The following is a 14,918-nucleotide window of genomic DNA, read 5'->3' as shown; positions in this document are numbered from 1 at the left end:
CAGTAGTCAGATTGCTGGGATATGCTTTACTCATATTGCTTTCTCGGTGCTGCGTGCTTTCTATTCGCAGCTTACACTGAGAGAGCTTTTTTACCGACTAGCTGACTTTTCAAACATCCTCTTAGTCAAAGCGTTTTATGTTCATCCAATCTTCAGCGATCGCGCAAACGGCATCTACCGTATCTTTCGTCTATCAACCGCCAGTGGCTGCTTACCAAGCGCAACGAATTCTTGTCAAACCTAACTTAGGTTATCCTGGTGCACCCCCAGTTACAGTCAGCATGGGGGTTTTGGGCAGCGTCCTAAAGGCACTACGGCAAGCCAGCCCTAATGCTGAAATTTTGGTCGTTGAAGGCGTTTGTTCGCCTGTAAGCTTGGCAGATATTGTAGGACGGCATGGATTGTATTCGTTGCTAGATGACGGAATGCGGGTGATGGATGCCGATACATTGCCCATGAGGGAGTATCCCAACCGATCGCCCCACCCTGTCCGCTTCAAAACAATGTGGGCACCAGAGTTGCTTCAGCAAGTTGATTGTCGGATTTCGGTCGGAGCCTTTAAGCGAACCATTTTGAAAGATCAGCCGCTGATTTCCGCCTCGCTGAAAAATTTGTACGGTTTGTTTCCCCGTGCTAAGTACAAAGCTCGTAGCAATCATTCGCGTGGACAACTGCATCGCCCTTCGGTGCCTTTAGTGTTGCAAGACGTGTATTTTTGTATTGGACATTTGTTTGATGGAGCGGTGGTAGATGCCGATCAACAGTTTGCTAGTCGCGACTGGAAACCTGATAAAGGAGAGGCGATCGCTGTTGGCAAAGTATTTTTTGGAGATGATTTAATCGAAGTCGATCGCCTTGCTTGTCAAACAGTAGGAGAAAATATTCCAAGTTATTTAGATGCCATTAGCCAACTGCGCAAAGATCCCTGCATCCCAAATAAACCAACCTCTCAAAAAGCTTGACCCCAATATTTCGCTGTAGAATGAGTGCAAGTCGTTAGGAGGCGCAACTGATGGTACAAACTCCAACTAAATCCCTCACTTTAGATGAATTTTTGATGCTGCCGGACACCAAACCTGCTAGCGAATATCTTGATAGAAATGATGGAGAGGTAATTCAAAAACCCATGCCCCGAGGAGAACATAGTGTCCTTCAGCGCGATTTATGTATTGCCCTCACTCTGACCCTCAAACCGGACAAAGCGGCTGAGGTATTTCCCGAACTGCGGTGTACTTTTGGAGGGCGATCGATAATTCCTGATGTAGCAGTGTTTCGCACCGAACGCATTCCTCGCAAACCCAACGGTCGCATTGAAAACGCCTTTAGACTGGCACCTGATTGGGCGATTGAAATTCTTTCACCTAAGCAAACGCATACTAGGGGCATTCGTAATATCTTGCACTGCATCGAACACGGTGCAGAAATGGGATGGCTGCTTGACCCCAAAGAATCTTGTATTTTTGTCTACGATGGTAAAGGCACCGTGCGACTTTTTGAAAAACCCAAAATGGTTGTACCTGTTCCAGAGTTTGCCGGAGCAGTCCAGCTAACAATAGGAGAAATTTTTAGTTGGCTGATGGCGTAGTTGTTTCTATGGTATTTCTAGAAGGTTTTTGAAACCTAACTTGAAAGCCTCAACTTCGCCTCCTGCCAAAGCGCCTCTAACTCTTCTAAAGAATAATCTGCTAGACGACGATCGCCGCCCATTTGAGCGCCCCCTTGCGGGTTTCTCGAAGAGATCGCCCTCTCCACCTGCTCAAACCGCCGTACAAAGCGCTCATTGGTTCCCCGTAATCCCTCATCTGGATCAAGCCCATACCATCGTGCCAAATTCACGATCGTAAATAACAAATCCCCCAACTCTGCCTGCTGATTCTCCTTCGGCTCCTCCCGAATTGCCGCCTCAAGTTCCGCCAGTTCTTCATGAAACTTTGCCCAAACCCCTTCCACGTTCTCCCACTCAAACCCCACAGCAGCAGCTTTCTTCGATATCTTCATGGCTGCCATCATCGGCGGCAGCGATCGCCCATACTGCGCTAACCGATCCGTAGTCGTCTGAGCCTTCCCGGTCGCCTCCGCCCCTTTAATTTCTTCCCAATTCTGCCTCACTTCCTCCACGCCATCTACCTGCACCTCTGCAAATACGTGGGGGTGCCGCCGAACTAACTTCTCTGTAATTCCCTCCACCACAGTCCCTAAATCAAATGCCCCAGTTTCACTAGCAATCTGTGCCTGCAATACCACCTGCAATAGTAAATCTCCTAACTCATCGGTGATCGCTTCTGGCTCACCCTGACGAATGGCATCCACCACCTCATAAGCTTCCTCCAATACATAAGGAATTAACGTCTCAGGCGTTTGCTCCAAATCCCAAGGACACCCTCCAATGGGCGATCGCAATTGTGCTACCACCTCAACCAGCCGTTGCAGACTGGGTAAAAAACGCTGGACTTCTGTCATTTTTTCTTCTTGCGTCGTTTGTGAGAAGACACTAACCAATCAGCAGTGTAATGGCTAAACGCCCCAAGTTCTAGCCCAATGCAGAGGGCGATCGCCTCAGCCAGGTATCGCTGCAAAAATTGACCAATTCCTTGTCCTATTGCTGCCCAAGTCCAACCTATCTGAAAAAGTTCATTGGACAATGCTATTCCTAGGAACCCAGCCAGCCCCAGCCACGCCAACAAATAAATTACACGCAGCGTCGTCCCCATAATCGGCGCATGGGAATAAGGCGATCGGTGCTTCATACTTCCCCGGTACGGTAACCAAATCCACCGAAACCATCCCCATCGCTTGTAATGAATTGAGTGCAAATCTAAATCTGGCCCTAACATTAACCCGCCAAACAGATAACCTGCACAAATCATTAAGGTTGGTAAACTGTTGCGAGTTACTGCCAGCGTCAATCCTGCCACCATTGGCAGTGTCCAGAGAGTAATGCGATCGTGAGTCTGACCCGACGGCATATCAGTACACTTGTTTTTTCTTTTTGAATCGTAGCAGAATGTCTCTCCTCTGCTACAATCAGTAAGCAATCAAGTTTGCACTCTATGTCGGGCGGTTAGCTCAGTTGGTAGAGCGCCTGCCTTACAAGCAGGACGTCGCGGGTTCGAGTCCCTCACTGCCCATAGGTTTCGTGGATCAGCAATTTAAAACTTCATATGGTTTCCCAGGAACATGGACAGCCGACAGTCCGTATGCAAGGGACTAAGTTAGGTTGCCTTTAGCCCCGATGGCAAGACGATCGCCTCTAGCAGTGGAGACAAAATGGTGCGGCTGTGGCTCGGAGACTGGGAAGGGTGGCTAAAAGCGGCTTGTAATCGTCTGCGCTTCCATCCGGTTTTACAAAACCCAGAGAGTAGCGCTGAACCCACTGTGGCAAAGGCGGCAAAACAGACCTGTGAGCAGCAGGTTGGGGGCAAATTAAACTTTGGGTCGCGGTGAAACGGCAACGATTGAGTAAAGCCAGGAAATCGTGGCATCGCCACCGCAAGCATCCTCACCTACAACAGCATAACTGCAACCAAAGATGAGACAATTCTCGCTTTTAGAGCAATCATTCTCCTTCAGCCACTGCCCTTCCTTGGTTCAAACTGGGGCGCTCTCGTTTTAGAGGCGATCGCTCTTGGATCAAACTAAACTAACCTCGTTTTAGAAGCGATCAGGTGCTGTCCTGAACTCGAAGCTTGCAGTTTCAAAGGCGATCGCTGCTGTTTCAAGCCGCAAGTGCCGAGGTAGCAATGAGACCTAGCCAGGATGAGGGAAGACCCACCTGGGATTACTACATTCCAAAATGCCGTCTGGCGCTGCAACGACGTTTTAGGGGCAAGCGCATTCTCTCATTTGCGTTCCTACCCTAGGGCTGACGACTCAACGGACTCTTCACGCAGAAAGTTAATTATCATTACTCTAAATTTACTTAGACCGTTGAGCGATCGCGGTATAAATTGAGCGATCGCTCTGCCCAAAGTTGCTCCACTGTCTTAATTAAGTCTGATGGCTTCACAGGCTTAGACAGGTGAGCTTGAAACCCAGCTAAGATTGCCTGTTGTCGGTCACTCTCTCTAGCATGAGCCGTTAGCGCAATTGCTAAAATGTCTTTGCCCATTCCTGAGTCTCGCACCTGCTGCATCAGTGCGTACCCATTCATCTCTGGCATACTAATGTCACTTAAAAGAAGGTCGAAATGGCTAGATTGAAACCTGTGGAGGGCGGCGATCGCTGAGTCAACGGTAGTGACTTTGGCTCCTGCTTGTTCTAGCACAAATGCCACAAGCTCACGGGAATCGGGTTCATCATCTACGACCAATATTCGTAGAGTTGCCAGGGGCAGATCCTCAGAAGGAGCAAGGGCTGTGTCGGCAACTTCTGCAACTGGACTTGAACTATGCAAGAGCGGCAATTCAACAGTAAACGTCGCTCCCTGGTTCTCGCCTAAACTTTCAACCCAAATTTTGCCGCCATGCATCTCTACAATTTGACGAGAGATCGCCAATCCTAGACCCAAGCCGCCAAACTTACGGGTCGTGGTTCCATCTTCCTGCCGAAAGTGATCAAACACGTAGGGCAAAAAATTAGCCGGAATTCCTTTGCCAGTATCTTTAACCCGAATCTGAGCATGGCTATTCACCTGGACAAGACTGACCTCAATTTGTCCTTGGGTGTGCATGAACTTAATCGCGTTCGATAGCAGATTCCACACCACCTGCTGCAACCGAACGGCATCCCCCATCACAACGCTGGCAGTAGAAGGAATCGAGGTTTGAATCTGTAATGCTTTGGCATCGGCGGCTAATTGCACCGTTTCTAAGGCGGCAGCTATCACTGCGTTGAGGTCAACAGACGTGACGCTGAGACTGAGCTTGCCGCTCAAAATTTTCGACACATCTAGCAAGTCAGCAATTAGTTGTACCTGTAGTTTGGCGTTACGCTCGATCGCCTCCACAGCAAATTGGCTCTTTACAGGATCGAGCTTGCCGCTCTGAAGCAACTTTGACCATCCTAGAATCGGCCCCATAGGGGTACGGAGTTCGTGAGACAAAACAGCTAGAAACTCGTCCTTGAGCCGATTGGCTTGTTCAGCGTCGGATCGGGCAGACTGCTCTCTTGCCAATAGCCGATTCCGTTCTGCTTCTACCTGCTTGCGCTCAATAATTTCTTCTTGCAGCGTGAAGTTTGCATTCGTCAGGGCGTGTGTGCGTTCTGCCACCAAAGATTCAAGTTGGGTTTGATACCGCTTTAGTTCTTCCTCAATCCGAAGTCGCTCAGTTACTTGCGCCTGAAGAGCAAGATTAGCTTGTTCAAGCTGAGCGGGGCTGGGTAGAGCCAAGACCTTTGGCATAAGAGGAAATAGCTGGATAGCTGTGATAACCGAAACTAAAGCTGTAAAGGCTTTAACTAGCCCAGACACCCAATACGTCGGATACCAGAGCGTCCAAATATCTAACACGTGGGTCGTACCGCAAGCCACGATAAAGGTCGCAAATAGGAGGAATACCCACTGAAATGGCAAATCTTGCCGCTTCCGCACCAGATAGAATAAGGTAACAGGAATGGAGTAGTAAGCTAGGGCGATGAGTGCGTCGGAGAGAACGTGTAGACTAACTAAGTTCGTTTGCCATAGGTAGCAGTGACCGTGGGGTACAAACGAGCTTGGGCTGAAAAGTTGGCTCCAAAAAGTCATTGGTTGGTTTACACTCCCAGGATTTGCTTAAGTGGCGACTCGTTCTAGTAAGGCGGCAATAAAATCGAGTGCATCTAACCTTAACGCCGTTGCCCTGTGCTGACATTGGGGCAACGTTGACGATCGCCTCTTAGCCAAGTCTTGTCTTTAGACAATCTGCCCAATTCCGGCTTCCAGTTTCAACTGGTTGTAGGATTAAGCAAGTTTTCGTTTTGCGTCTGCCGAGAGAAATGCTGAAGCGCGATCGCGATCCTGAGTCATCACGACTTTCTCTGTCAATTACATTGCTGATTCTACCAAGGCGTTAACTCAAACGACAATTACTGCGCGATCGAGCCAATTGCCATTATTTATAGTCAATGCGGCATGAGATTCAACCCCTACTTAGAGATTGTTATTGAATAACGACAACTAACCAGTAGGGCAACTAATGACGAATTGATCATTCAAGAAGCGCAAATCAGGAACTTAGCAACCCATACGGCTCGAAATTGCTAAGGGTGTTTCAGAGTTTTAGGAGTTGTATCAGTTAATTCCATTAGCCAATTAAGAATAGATTGCAAGGTGGAGATTAATAGATATACGTTAAACCTTAATCAAGTACTGCAATCTGCTCCAAACACTCCTTCGATGCTGACCCACCCATATTGTGATACGACGAACAAGAGAAGGTTGTGGATAGTTGTAATGATAGTCTAATCTATGAATGACATCCTCATGCACTCGATTGAGATATCGTTTGATGCCAACACCGCGTTGAAACAAATCACGAGTTTTGAATAGGCGATCGCCCCATTGCTGAACATGAAAGACTCTCCAGTTCAACGTTTCAACGCGACGTAACCCAAACAAATTTTTCTGACGAAACTCTTCCTCTAAAGCCCATTCAGAGTGAAATCGGTAGACTCCTAACTGCTCTGCTTGGTCGAGGCTATGATTTTGCATCGCAAGCATCCAGAAGTCTTTGCGCAGTAACCCAAAGTTATTGCTGAATCGCTGAGTTTGGAGATAATTTCCTAAGGCATCCAGTTTTTTATCGTCACGGAAAATTACCCCACACCCTGAAAAAAATACGAACTGATCATTGCCAACCATTTGGGCAAAAACATCTTGGAGCCAAGCCTCTTCCTCTACGCCTTGACGATACGGCAAAGTATCTAGATTGATGAAGAGTAAGTACTCACTCTCCACCTGCTTCACCATCCGAAGGAGCACATGGGTTTCATTGTTTGCGAGATCATCATCTGGGGCTGTAAATACGGGTTTCCAAGTCAATTGAAACTCTGTGCATAATGCGTCTACTGATTGGTAAACGTCCTCTGTATCTAGCATGTAGATAATTAATTCCTGTGGAGGAATGGTCAGAAACTCTAGCCAATCTCGTAAAATAATCGTGTGACGAGGATCCAATACTTTGGTAAGCAGAGCAAAGGTTGGGACAATAATGTTCATTGGACACCTCGAATAATTGAGCAAAGTAGAGCGGCACCCTGAACAATTGAGCAAGGCATAGAATTGAGACTTAATTAGGGAAGAAAATCTATCAATACAGAGCAGGTAGTGGTTCAGCCTGACAAATTATGACAAATTAAAAGTCTTAGGGTGCAGCGATCGCCAAATTTGGAAAGCTCAGCATCCTAAGAGGTAAACTACCCCAAAAACAGAAAAACGATAGAGAAACTGATTACAAATTACAAGAATATTTACTCTGTAAGGTCTTTGACAGTTATACACTACCTCGTGTTCTAATCACCTTTGCAGGGACACCAACGGCGATCGAATAGGACGGAATATCCTTGGTGACCACCGCTCCAGCCCCAATCACAGAGCCGCGCCCAATTCGCACGCCATCCAAGACCCTAACACCCGTACCGAGCCAACAATCATCTTCAATCACGATTCCCTCCGTGGTTGCGCCTTGCAGCATCATGGGACGGGAGCGATCGGTAAAAATGTGATTGTTGGCATAAATTCCGCAGTGAGACGAAATCATGCAGTACTCACCAATGTGAATGGGCCCTGACCCCGCAATACAAGTGTAGGCACCCACTGAGGTTTCTCGACAAATTTTAATCCGACCGTTTTCACAAGAATTGATATCAACTCCTCGATCCAACGTGACCCGGTTTTGTAGAAGAACTTCGCCCTGCTTACCGACGGACTGGATGCGAACACCGTCATGAAGATAAGCTCTAGAGTTCAAAATAATTTTGCTGCCATCATCCGAGCTAATGAGGGAGCAACCCTGTGAAATTAATACATCGTCACCAAGTTCAATATTTTGCATTCGATAAAAATTAGCGCCCTTTCCAATCTTTGAAGTATTGCCAATTCGCCTGAAGAGTTTGGCATAGACTTGGTGACGTAAAATTGCTCCTAATTTACTGGGCATCCAGCCTAACAATGCAACAGACAAAGACTCGGATAAGTGATGCCACTTGTGAAGAGAATGGCTTTCCTGAGGAGAGCCTGTAGTAGCACCTGACTGAAGAGAATTACTTTGTGCCATGGGAATTTTCTAGAGGAACTTAGGGATGCTGAAGGTTGCCATGATTAGAACAACCACTCATTCGACACGGATTTAGTCTGATGTATTTCATACTACAAATTTCCTAGCCAGAATTTTGCGAGGGATTCGGGAGGATTTCGAGAGGTTTGAATAGGATCGGCATGTCAGTTTTGCTTCATGCGATAGCCTAACCCATGAACAGTTTCAATTAAATCTTCAGGTGCGCCCACTACTCGGAGCTTTTGGCGGAGCGTTCGGATGTGGGCTTTGACGGCATCTTCGGTCGGAGCATCGTCAAGCGACCACATCCGATCGATAATGCCGGGACGACTCAGGACACGCCGTCCATTGGTCACCAAAAGCTCCAAAAGAGTAAACTCTTTGCGAGTGAGGCTTAAGGGTTGCCCCTCGTATAAGACTTCATAAGTGCTGGGATTGAGACTTAAACCTTCCCAATTTAGGACAGGGTTCATCCCAGCGCTGCCTCGACGCAACAGTGCCCGAATTTGTGCCATTAGTTCTTCAAGATCGAAGGGCTTAACCATGTATACATCGGCACCAGCATCTAGCCCCAGCACTTTGTCTTCGAGGGCATCGCGGGCAGTCAGCATAAGGATAGGAACATTAGAATGGCGATCGCGCAATTTTTGGCAAAGCCGGATGCCATTTATTTTAGGCAAGGTCACATCTAGCAAAATCAAGTCATATTCGCAGACTTCGATCCAGTTCCAAGCCATTTCGCCATCTTTGGCAATATCTACGACATACTGATGATTGCCTAGTGCTTCCGCCAGCATATCTGCAATCTGCACATCATCTTCAACAATTAAAACCCGCATGGAAACTCTCCACTGTTCACACATCCATGAGCAGATTTTGCTCTACTCAATAACGTCATAGACGATTCAATGTCGCAGACAATCGTAGTTACGTACTCTTAATCCTACTTACCCTCAATCAGGGTTGTTTGAAATTAACTTTCATCATTTGCTGAAGTCTAGAGCGTTATGTCGTTATTTGCTCAAGCCAAAAGATTAGCCTCACAGATCTACTGGAAATATTCCCTCGACGGCAAAAAAACAACTATTGGGTATAGTTTAGCGTTAGCGCTCATGGGAGGCTTGAGCATGGTGTCTTACCAAAACGCAACACAGCTAACGGAGGACAATAGCCAGGTTGAGCAAGCTTATGTAACCCTGAGGCTGCTCGACGCAGTTGAGGCTAACTTAGTGGATGCAGAGTCCGCAAGACGGGGCTATTTCTTGTTTGGCGATGCCACTGAACGAAAGCGCTATATCCTAGCAGTCCAAGCGCTGCAACCTAGAATTGCTAGCCTCAAAATAGCTTTGACCGAGCCAGAAGATCGCCAAAAGCTTGATCTATTGAATTTACTGATCAAGCAGCAACTCAGCCTCTTTCAGCAGTCGATTGAAGCATTTGAACAACGCCAGATCGAGCCTTCTTCAGAAAATCCCCTCATTGTTAAATCTCGACAGACTCGACAATCAATTAACCAACTGTTAGAGAAGTTGCGACTTGAAAAAGAGCAGTCGATGCAGGTTCAACGAACTGAAGCCCAACTCTCATTGCGATCGCGCCTCCTCATTGAATGGCTTGGAAACGCGCTCACCTTCCTCATTTTGCTGGGGATATACATCATTCTGCTCCGCCAAAAATTTCGACGAGAAACCGATGAAGCTCGGCAACGCCAAATGGCACAGCGCAACGAACTCAATGAACTGAAGCTACAATTTTTTTCAATGCTCTCCCACGAGTTTCGGACTCCGTTGAGCCTGATTAGCGGTTCTGTGCAACTGCTGAAGGAAAGTCTGAAACCTATCATAGAACCTAGCAAGCTCAAAAATTTAACCCGCATTCAATCGTCTGCCAAGCTAATGAACCAGCAACTTAACGACCTGTTGACGGTGGCGAGGGCAGATGCTGGAAAGATGGAGTTTAACCCTGTATCTTTGGAAATGCAGTCCTTTTGCCTCAACTTAATTGAAGATTTCCAAACCTTTGGTGAAATTCAAAGAGTGATTCAGTTTAGCAAAAAAGGGCAAAGCACTCATGCCATGGTTGATGAAAAGCTGTTGTACTCTATTTTGAGTAATTTGCTCTCAAATGCTCTCAAATATTCTCACCCTCAAAGTACTGTTTATTTCTTGATGATTTGCGAACCCTACGCTGCCACATTTGAGATTCGAGATGAGGGCGTTGGGATTTCTTTAGAAGACCAACAGAACCTCTACAGCCTGTTTAGTCGAGGCAAGAATGTTCAGGAGACTTATGGCAGCGGCTTAGGGCTGGCAGTAGTGAAGCGATGTGTAGACTTACATCAAGGAAAAATTTTGGTAGAAAGTCAGATTGACGTAGGCACGAAAGTTACAGTCAAGCTGTCGAATTTAGGTTATTTGAGTTGAGTGAATGCTGCTAATGGCATGAGTTTCTCAATGCCCACTAGTTGAACGTTAGATGTTTTTAGCAAATGCTGGCGTTTGACAGCAACTAGTAAGGATGCGAGCCTCTAATTTCGGCAATGAGATATTCTCGCATTTCGACAAATGCTTTGGACGATCGCACTTGCGAAGTCGAGTAATGCCCTAACTCATGAGCAAAAGGGTTGACCATTTCTTTGACAATGCGCCCTGGGTTAGGATACATCACCATCACGCGAGTGGCTAGAAGCAGCGCCTCTTCCACATCGTGAGTAATAAAAAAAATGCTTTTGTGGGTTTGTTCCCAGATTTTTTTGAGATGAAGTTGCATTGTTTCACGGGTCATGGCATCTAGGGCAGCAAAAGGTTCATCCATTAAAATAATTTTGGGGTTGGCAGCCAGCGCCCGAGCGATCGCCGTGCGTTGTTTCATCCCACCCGATAATTGATAGGGCAACAACTTAGCAGAATCGCGCAGTTCTACCAGTTCTAGATATTGCTCGACCTGTCGTTGGCGATCGCGCCGCGCCATTCCCTTCATCTTCAGTCCAAATTCCACATTTCCTTCCACCGTGAGCCAAGGAAAGAGATTGGGCTGTTGAAACACCACGCCTACTTCAGCATTCGGTTGGGTATGCGGTTGTCCACTCAGAGTCACTGTTCCAATAGTAGGTTGGACATAGCCTGCCAGAATCCGCAGCAGAGACGTTTTACCGCAGCCCGATGAACCAATGACACATAAAAAATCACGCTGCCTCACTTCTAAGTCAATGTTCCTCAAAACTTCGGTAGTTTGCTGCGATCGACGATCGACTGGATAGCTCAAACTAACTCCGCGTAGACGTAGCAGGGAATTACGGCTCGTGAGAGGAACAGCATCATGAGTTGAGGAAAAACGTTGAGTCATGGCACCCCGCGATCGCAAGTGATCTGGTTCTAAACTATTCAATCGCCCTCATTCTAAATCCCTCTCCCCAAAAGAGAGGGACTTTAAAGTCTGGCTCTTTTCTCCTGGCGGGAGAAAGACTGAAGATGAAGGAACACACTACTTCGCTAAGCCACCACTGTAAATGCCTGCCTTAAAAACCTCCAGACCAGGAACAGTTGGAATTGCGCCTTGGGCTTTCATGAAAGCTGCTGAATCTCTGAGCACGCTGGCAAAGGCTCCGGGTTTTTCAGCAGAACCCAGGTATTTTCCATTGGCTTGCTCGGAGGAATTGAGCCAGACCAATTCTTTCATAACCTGAAGGCTGGCAGCAGGTGAAAGACCCAACTCAGGAGCGATCGCCGCTGCCGCCGCTTCTGGCTGCTCCCGATAAAATGACACAGCCTCATCTAACAGTGCCACATACTTTTGCAACGTTGCCGGATGTTTGGCGATAAAGTCCTTGTGGGCAACCCCAACGTCGGCGGTAATAATTCCTTTTTGGTAAAGATCTTTAGCAGACAATAAAACCGAGCCTTTCGCACTAATCATTTTGTTCAACGTAGGCTGCCAAACAAATCCACCATCAATATCACCCCGCTGCCACGCTGCCAGCATGTCAGGAGGCTGCATATCCAAAATGGTAATTTCCTTGGGGTTTAGTCCTAGTTCTTGGAGCGCAGAAAGCAAGCTAAAGTGCGTCGTTGAGCCAAAAGGAACCGCAACTTTTCTGCCCCTCAGATCAGCCAAAGATTTGATTTCGCCTTTGACAACCAACGCCTCGTTGTCGCCAATCACATCTTGAATAAAATAAACCTGATAAGGGAGTTGATTGGCAATGCCAATGGAAGTGCCTGTAGAACCGACCAGCCCTAAATCCAGACCGTTTGCTGCCATTGCGGTGTTGACATCCCGTCCGGAGTCAAACGATTTCCAACTCACCGTGGAATTAGGAAAAGCTTTTTCGGCAGTGCCCATCGCTTTCACCAACAGTTCTGCGTTGGGAATGACTTGGTAGCCAATGCGAATTTCGGCGGGGTCGGTGCTGTTGCTGGGCGAAGTAACGACTCCTGTAGAACTGGGAGAGCAAGCTGAAAAGGTCAGCGCCATGCCTAGAGAAAGGATCCCCAGTAGAAGGCTAAACTGACGACGATAGACGATGCGACTGAGCCAATTTTGAATCATCATTCTTGCCTTATCCTTCTGAGTGTGTGCTGAATCTTAGAGGATGTCTGAGAGGTCTAGATTGTTATCCGATCTGCCCCCTAAATCCCCCATTCTGGGGGACTTTGAAGGAGGACTGGTGCGGAAGTCCCCCAGAATGGGAGGTTGGGGGGCGAGTGTAAGAATTCTTGATACTTCTCAGACATCCTCTTATGGGCTGCTCATTGACTAAAGACTAAACGTTGCTGCAAATCTTTTGGTAATGGTTGCTGCGATCGCTTATTCGCGTCCCATCCAAGGGATCTGGCGATGCTGTATCCATCGAATTCCTCCATCTATTAACATGGCTATTCCTCCCATTAGGAAAATTCCGACAACCATCACGTCACTCCGCAAAAACTTGCTGGCATCTAAAACCATCCACCCTAACCCCGAAACGGCAGCAACCATTTCAGCCGCAACTAAGGTGGTATACATAAACCCGATCGCCGTTCGCAGTCCGGTAAATAGCTCTGGCAGGCTAGAAGGAAAAATAACATGGGTAAAAACCTGCACCCAAGATGCACCCAAAGAACGAGCCGCGTTAATGCGATCGCCAGGAATTTTTTTGACTCCTGCCAGGGCTGCCAGATAAAGCGGCGCAAATCCTGCTAGATAAAGCAGAGCAATCTTAGACTGATCTTCAATGCCTAGCCCAATGATCAACAGGGTGTAGTAAGCCAGGGGCGGTAGTGGTCGATAAAACTCAATGAACGGATCAAGAAGGGCTTGAACGTTGCGCGAACAACCACTGAGTAATCCTAAGGGAATCGCAGTGGCAACGGTTAGTAAAAATGCCCAAAACAAACGATTCAGGCTGGCGAACACATGCAGCCAAAGAGGCTGATCCTTGTAGCCTTGCTGAAAAATGTTGAAAAATGCTGCCCAAACTACCTGAGGTGCAGGCAGAAACAAAGGCGACACCCACTGGAGAGAACTAGCTATGAACCAAAGCAACAAGACTACCGCAACCGCGCTTAATGAAATCAACCGGGTTGAAGGCTGGAGCAATGGTTTACGAGACGATCGCGTCTTTCTACTCATAGGCTTATGGTATCGACGTAACTTCTCTTTGGATAGTATAGTACGATGCAATAACCAGACTAAAAAAGATTCTGTGAGTAAGTTGAGCGATCGCCGTTGTCGTTAAGTTGTTGGGCAGTGAGGCGATGTGCATCTTACAGGATGAAATTTATGATGAAACTTATGATGAAATCACAAGGATCGATCTAGCTACACTGCGATCGCTCCTTGTTTCTAGGCAGTTTTTCGACTATGTATATTTTGGCATTGCTGAATGAGAGTATGAATCTGCTCAAAGCCCCTTTCCTTCAGGAGAGGGGTTGGGGGAGAGGTCTATCTCGCTGCCGACTCAACCTAACCCCTAGCCCCTTCCCTAAGAGGGCAGGGGAACCGGATTTTCATACTACAATTCAGCAACGCCTATATTTTCTGTGCCAAGGGAGTTGCAATTAAATAACACTCCGAATTGCCCCCTAAATCCCCCATTCTGGGGGACTTTGAAAGGTTCGGAAGTCCCCCAGAATGGGGGATTTAGGGGGCTGATAAGTCAATGCATCCTATTGGAGTTTCATTTTCACGCAACTCCCTAAATTCTTCTTAGGATTCCGTAGTGCGATCGCCGTTGTAGCCAAGTTGTTGAGCAATGAGAAGATTTTGTTCTCTGCTCCGAGTTGCCCGATCGCTTACGTTCTTTCATTTAACAACGCTAACATCTACTCTCAAATACTTGTGTTAACGCTGGCTTTGCCCTTATGCTAATCAACACTGGTTTTTAGTTTTGATACCAGTAAACAGGCTTAAGGTGAGGACGCTGGCTAGAAGTGCTAGTAACACAACTAACCAGCTAACCTGACTTTCTGAGGTAGCAGAAAGCTAGGCTGTAGCGATTTTATCGTTTCACCTCGCTAATGTTAAACAAGTGGTCTAGGAATACCACGCCTTAAGCTTTTCTTCTCAACCAACATTAGCGAGGGAAATAGTATGAGTACAGAGTTCAACGAACTGCTGCCCGTTGCCCATGGCGATAAAGCGCAGGTGTAGATTGTTGGCACACGGGAGCAGGTGACGCATTTAATCAACGAGTTTTACGTTAAAAAGATCGCCAGCGACCCTTGCGGTATCTGCGAAGCAGCGCGT

13 protein-coding genes and 1 tRNA gene are annotated in these 14,918 nt (G+C 47.2%); 4 read left to right on the top strand and 10 right to left on the bottom strand.

Annotated elements, in window-relative coordinates; genetic code table 11:
* The first annotated feature begins 137 nt into the window (after positions 1–137).
* Both KME11_12420 and KME11_12415 read left to right on the top strand, forming a co-directional pair.
* Entirely contained in the window at positions 138–962 is an 825-nt protein-coding gene (locus KME11_12420) for a DUF362 domain-containing protein (GenBank protein ID MBW4516014.1), read from the top strand.
* 50 nt (positions 963–1,012) lie between these two features.
* The gene (locus KME11_12415) at positions 1,013–1,585 is read left to right on the top strand and encodes a Uma2 family endonuclease (protein ID MBW4516013.1); all 573 of its coding nucleotides are present in this window, start codon (positions 1,013–1,015) and stop codon (positions 1,583–1,585) included.
* Between the two features lie 35 nt (positions 1,586–1,620).
* Here KME11_12415 and mazG read toward each other — a convergent pair whose 3' ends face one another.
* On the bottom strand, positions 1,621–2,460 hold the full coding sequence (gene mazG, locus KME11_12410; GenBank protein MBW4516012.1) for a nucleoside triphosphate pyrophosphohydrolase: 840 nt from the start codon (positions 2,458–2,460) through the stop codon (positions 1,621–1,623).
* Positions 2,457–2,966, bottom strand: coding sequence for a metal-binding protein (locus KME11_12405; protein ID MBW4516011.1), 510 nt, complete (start codon positions 2,964–2,966; stop codon positions 2,457–2,459). The genes mazG and KME11_12405 overlap by 4 nt, the downstream gene beginning before the upstream one ends.
* Positions 2,967–3,055: 89 nt before the next feature.
* Here KME11_12405 and KME11_12400 point away from each other — a divergent pair.
* Positions 3,056–3,128, top strand: a tRNA-Val gene (locus KME11_12400).
* 84 nt (positions 3,129–3,212) lie between these two features.
* Here KME11_12400 and KME11_12395 read toward each other — a convergent pair.
* The 5 genes from KME11_12395 to KME11_12375 all read right to left on the bottom strand — a co-directional run bounded on the left by KME11_12395 (position 3,213) and on the right by KME11_12375 (position 9,031).
* A complete protein-coding gene (locus tag KME11_12395) occupies positions 3,213–3,488 on the bottom strand; it encodes a hypothetical protein (protein ID MBW4516010.1) in 276 nt (91 codons plus the stop codon).
* A gap of 431 nt (positions 3,489–3,919) precedes the next feature.
* The gene (locus tag KME11_12390; protein ID MBW4516009.1) at positions 3,920–5,683 is read right to left on the bottom strand and encodes a response regulator; all 1,764 of its coding nucleotides are present in this window, start codon (positions 5,681–5,683) and stop codon (positions 3,920–3,922) included.
* Positions 5,684–6,268: 585 nt separating this feature from the next.
* The gene (locus KME11_12385; GenBank protein MBW4516008.1) at positions 6,269–7,135 is read right to left on the bottom strand and encodes a hypothetical protein; all 867 of its coding nucleotides are present in this window, start codon (positions 7,133–7,135) and stop codon (positions 6,269–6,271) included.
* Between the two features lie 274 nt (positions 7,136–7,409).
* The gene (locus KME11_12380) at positions 7,410–7,970 is read right to left on the bottom strand and encodes an acyltransferase (GenBank protein ID MBW4516007.1); all 561 of its coding nucleotides are present in this window, start codon (positions 7,968–7,970) and stop codon (positions 7,410–7,412) included.
* Between the two features lie 386 nt (positions 7,971–8,356).
* Positions 8,357–9,031, bottom strand: a complete 675-nt coding sequence (locus tag KME11_12375) for a response regulator transcription factor (protein MBW4516006.1) — start codon at positions 9,029–9,031, stop codon at positions 8,357–8,359.
* Positions 9,032–9,199: 168 nt separating this feature from the next.
* On the opposite strand from KME11_12375, the gene KME11_12370 reads away from it, so the two are divergent.
* Positions 9,200–10,615, top strand: a complete 1,416-nt coding sequence (locus KME11_12370) for a CHASE3 domain-containing protein (GenBank protein MBW4516005.1) — start codon at positions 9,200–9,202, stop codon at positions 10,613–10,615.
* Between the two features lie 85 nt (positions 10,616–10,700).
* Here KME11_12370 and KME11_12365 read toward each other — a convergent pair whose 3' ends face one another.
* From KME11_12365 to KME11_12355, 3 genes are all read right to left on the bottom strand, one after another.
* Positions 10,701–11,579, bottom strand: a complete 879-nt coding sequence (locus KME11_12365; GenBank protein ID MBW4516004.1) for an ABC transporter ATP-binding protein — start codon at positions 11,577–11,579, stop codon at positions 10,701–10,703.
* 96 nt (positions 11,580–11,675) lie between these two features.
* The gene (locus KME11_12360; GenBank protein MBW4516003.1) at positions 11,676–12,743 is read right to left on the bottom strand and encodes an ABC transporter substrate-binding protein; all 1,068 of its coding nucleotides are present in this window, start codon (positions 12,741–12,743) and stop codon (positions 11,676–11,678) included.
* A 255-nt stretch (positions 12,744–12,998) separates the two neighbouring features.
* Positions 12,999–13,802 carry an ABC transporter permease subunit gene (locus KME11_12355; protein ID MBW4516002.1) on the bottom strand — a complete coding sequence of 268 codons (804 nt, stop codon included), beginning with the start codon at positions 13,800–13,802 and terminating at the stop codon, positions 12,999–13,001.
* Positions 13,803–14,918 lie beyond the last annotated feature (1,116 nt).

This window comes from Timaviella obliquedivisa GSE-PSE-MK23-08B (genome assembly GCA_019358855.1).
GTDB classification, from domain to species: Bacteria; Cyanobacteriota; Cyanobacteriia; order Elainellales; family Elainellaceae; genus Timaviella; species Timaviella obliquedivisa.
The sequence above is the reverse complement of the archived record's forward strand: the minus strand, read 5'-3'. Positions and strand labels throughout refer to the sequence as shown.

Excerpts from the sequence above, each read along its gene's own strand:
- mazG (MBW4516012.1), bottom strand. The coding sequence starts at position 2,460 with ATGACAGAAGTCCAGCGTTTTTTACCCAGTCTGCAACGGCTGGTTGAG.
- KME11_12380 (MBW4516007.1), bottom strand. The coding sequence starts at position 7,970 with ATGCAAAATATTGAACTTGGTGACGATGTATTAATTTCACAGGGTTGC.
- KME11_12375 (MBW4516006.1), bottom strand. The coding sequence starts at position 9,031 with ATGCGGGTTTTAATTGTTGAAGATGATGTGCAGATTGCAGATATGCTG.
- KME11_12415 (MBW4516013.1), top strand. The coding sequence starts at position 1,013 with ATGGTACAAACTCCAACTAAATCCCTCACTTTAGATGAATTTTTGATG.
- KME11_12420 (MBW4516014.1), top strand. The coding sequence starts at position 138 with ATGTTCATCCAATCTTCAGCGATCGCGCAAACGGCATCTACCGTATCT.
- KME11_12355 (MBW4516002.1), bottom strand. The coding sequence starts at position 13,802 with ATGAGTAGAAAGACGCGATCGTCTCGTAAACCATTGCTCCAGCCTTCA.
- KME11_12360 (MBW4516003.1), bottom strand. The coding sequence starts at position 12,743 with ATGATGATTCAAAATTGGCTCAGTCGCATCGTCTATCGTCGTCAGTTT.
- KME11_12405 (MBW4516011.1), bottom strand. The coding sequence starts at position 2,966 with ATGCCGTCGGGTCAGACTCACGATCGCATTACTCTCTGGACACTGCCA.
- KME11_12385 (MBW4516008.1), bottom strand. The coding sequence starts at position 7,135 with ATGAACATTATTGTCCCAACCTTTGCTCTGCTTACCAAAGTATTGGAT.
- KME11_12370 (MBW4516005.1), top strand. The coding sequence starts at position 9,200 with ATGTCGTTATTTGCTCAAGCCAAAAGATTAGCCTCACAGATCTACTGG.
- KME11_12390 (MBW4516009.1), bottom strand. The coding sequence starts at position 5,683 with ATGACTTTTTGGAGCCAACTTTTCAGCCCAAGCTCGTTTGTACCCCAC.